The sequence below is a fragment of the Variovorax sp. Soil_C_33 genome, assembly GCF_057656935.1.
The window spans coordinates 1-2,575 of record NZ_JBDGJK010000038.1; the positions used below are offsets into that span (position 1 = coordinate 1).

At 66.8% G+C, this 2,575-nt stretch carries 1 protein-coding gene; it reads right to left on the bottom strand.

Annotation, left to right across the window (positions count from 1 at the left end; genetic code table 11):
* The coding region (clpB, locus tag AC3A6B_RS29775) for an ATP-dependent chaperone ClpB (RefSeq protein ID WP_487840233.1) at positions 1–2,562 on the bottom strand (2,562 nt) is incomplete at its 3' end.
* Positions 2,563–2,575: the final 13 nt, after the last annotated feature.

A 2,575-nucleotide genomic window follows, 5' to 3' on the forward strand; every position in this document is an offset into this window, starting at 1 on the left:
CTGGATCGGGTCGGTGGTGACGACGATCGTGTCCTTCGGCCCGAAGCTGCCGTCGAGCAGCAGCTTGGAGAGCGGGTTCTCGATGCGCTGCTGGATCGCGCGCTTGAGCGGCCGGGCACCGAACACCGGATCGAAGCCGACCTTGGCGATCTCCGCCAGCGCTGGCGGCGACACCTCGAGCCCGAGGTCCATCTTGGCCAGGCGCTCCTGCAGCACCTTGAGCTGGATGGCCGCGATCGCCTCGATGTTCTTGGCGTCGAGCGCATGGAACACCACGGTCTCGTCGATGCGGTTCAGGAATTCGGGGCGGAAGTAGTTCTTCAGCTCGTCCCAGACCGCGTCCTTGATCTCTTCGTTCGACTGGCCGACCATCGCCTGGATGATCGGCGAGCCGATGTTGCTGGTCATCACGATCACCGTGTTCTTGAAGTTCACGGTGCGACCCTGGCCGTCGGTCAGGCGGCCGTCGTCGAGCACCTGCAGCAGGATGTTGAAGACGTCGGGATGCGCCTTCTCGACCTCGTCGAGCAGCAGCACGCTATAAGGCTTGCGGCGCACCGCTTCGGTCAGGTGGCCGCCCTCCTCGTAGCCCACGTACCCGGGCGGCGCGCCGATCAGCCGCGCCACCGAGTGCTTCTCCATGAACTCGCTCATGTCGACGCGGATCAGGTGGTCTTCGCTGTCGAACAGGAAGCCGGCGAGCGCCTTGCACAGCTCGGTCTTGCCCACGCCCGTGGGGCCGAGGAACAGGAATGAGCCGGTCGGGCGATTCGGGTCCGCCAGGCCCGAGCGCGAGCGGCGGATCGCGTTGGCGACCGCGGCGATGGCCTCGTCCTGGCCGACCACACGCTCGTGCAGCTTGTCTTCCATCATGAGCAGCTTGTCGCGCTCGCCCTGCATCAGCTTGGCCACCGGAATTCCGGTGGCGCGCGCCACGACCTCGGCGATCTCCTCGGCGCCGACCTGCGTGCGCAGCAGCGTGGGCGCGCTGGACTTGCCCTTGTTGGCCTCGGTGTCCTGCGCTTCCTTCAGGCGTTTCTCCAGGCCCGGCAGCTTGCCGTACTGCAGCTCGGCGACCTTGTTGAAGTCGCCCTTGCTGGTGAACTCGGCGATCTGGAACTTGATCTTGTCGATCTCTTCGCGGATCTGCGCGCTGCCCTGGGCCTGCGCCTTCTCGGCTTGCCAGATCTCGTCGAGATCCGCGATTTCCTTCTGCAGGCGCTCGATCTCGCCCTCGATCAGCGCCAAGCGCTTCTGCGAGGCCTCGTCCTTCTCGCGGCGCACGGCCTCGCGCTCGATCTGCAACTGGATCAGGCGGCGGTCGAGCCGGTCCATCACCTCGGGCTTGGAGTCCATCTCGATCTTGATCTTGGCCGCGGCCTCGTCGATCAGGTCGATGGCCTTGTCGGGCAGGAAGCGATCGGTGACATAGCGGTCGGACAGCTCCGCCGCGGCGACGATCGCCGGGTCGGTGATGTCGACGCCGTGGTGCACCTCGTACTTTTCCTTCAGGCCGCGCAGGATCGCAACCGTCGCCTCCACGCTCGGCTCGCCCACCAGGATCTTCTGGAAGCGGCGCTCCAGCGCGGCATCCTTCTCGATGTACTTGCGGTACTCGTCGAGCGTGGTGGCGCCCACGCAATGCAGCTCGCCGCGCGCGAGCGCCGGCTTGAGCATGTTGCCGGCGTCCATCGCGCCTTCGGCCTTGCCGGCGCCGACCATGGTGTGCAGCTCGTCGATGAAGACGATGGTCTGGCCCTCGTCCTTCGCGAGCTCGTTGAGCACGCTCTTCAGGCGCTCCTCGAATTCGCCGCGGTACTTGGCCCCGGCGAGCAATGCGGCCATGTCGAGCGAGAGCACGCGCTTGCCCATGAGCGACTCGGGCACCTCGCCGGCGACGATGCGCTGCGCCAGGCCTTCGACGATGGCGGTCTTGCCGACGCCGGGTTCGCCGATCAGCACGGGGTTGTTCTTGGTGCGGCGTTGCAGCACCTGTATGGCGCGGCGGATTTCCTCGTCGCGGCCGATCACGGGGTCGAGCTTGCCCAGGCGGGCGCGCTCGGTGAGGTCCAGGCAATATTTCTTGAGCGCTTCGCGCTGGCCCTCGGCATCGGCGCTGTTCACGCCCTGCCCGCCGCGCACCGCTTCGATGGCGGCTTCGACCGACTTGCGCGTCACGCCGTGGCTGCGCGCCAGGTTGCCGATCTCGGCCTTGCTGTCGGCCAGCGCGAGCAGGAACAGCTCGCCGGCGATGAACTGGTCGTTGCGCTTGATGGCTTCCTTCTCGGTCGCCTGCAGCAGCTTGGCCGTTTCGGGGCCGACCTGGACCTGGTCATGGCCCTGCACCTGCGGCAGCTTCTTGATCGCCGCTTCGGCGGCCTGCAGGAGCCCCGGCACGTTGGCGCCGGCGCGCTCGAGCAGGGCCCGCGGGCCGTCGTCCTGGCGCAGCATGGCGACCAGCAGATGGACCGGCTCGATGTAGGGGTTGTCGTTGCCGAGAGCGAGCGATTGCGCGTCGGCGAGGGCTTCCTGGAATTTGGTTGTGAGTTTGTCTTGGCGCATGAATGACTCCGTT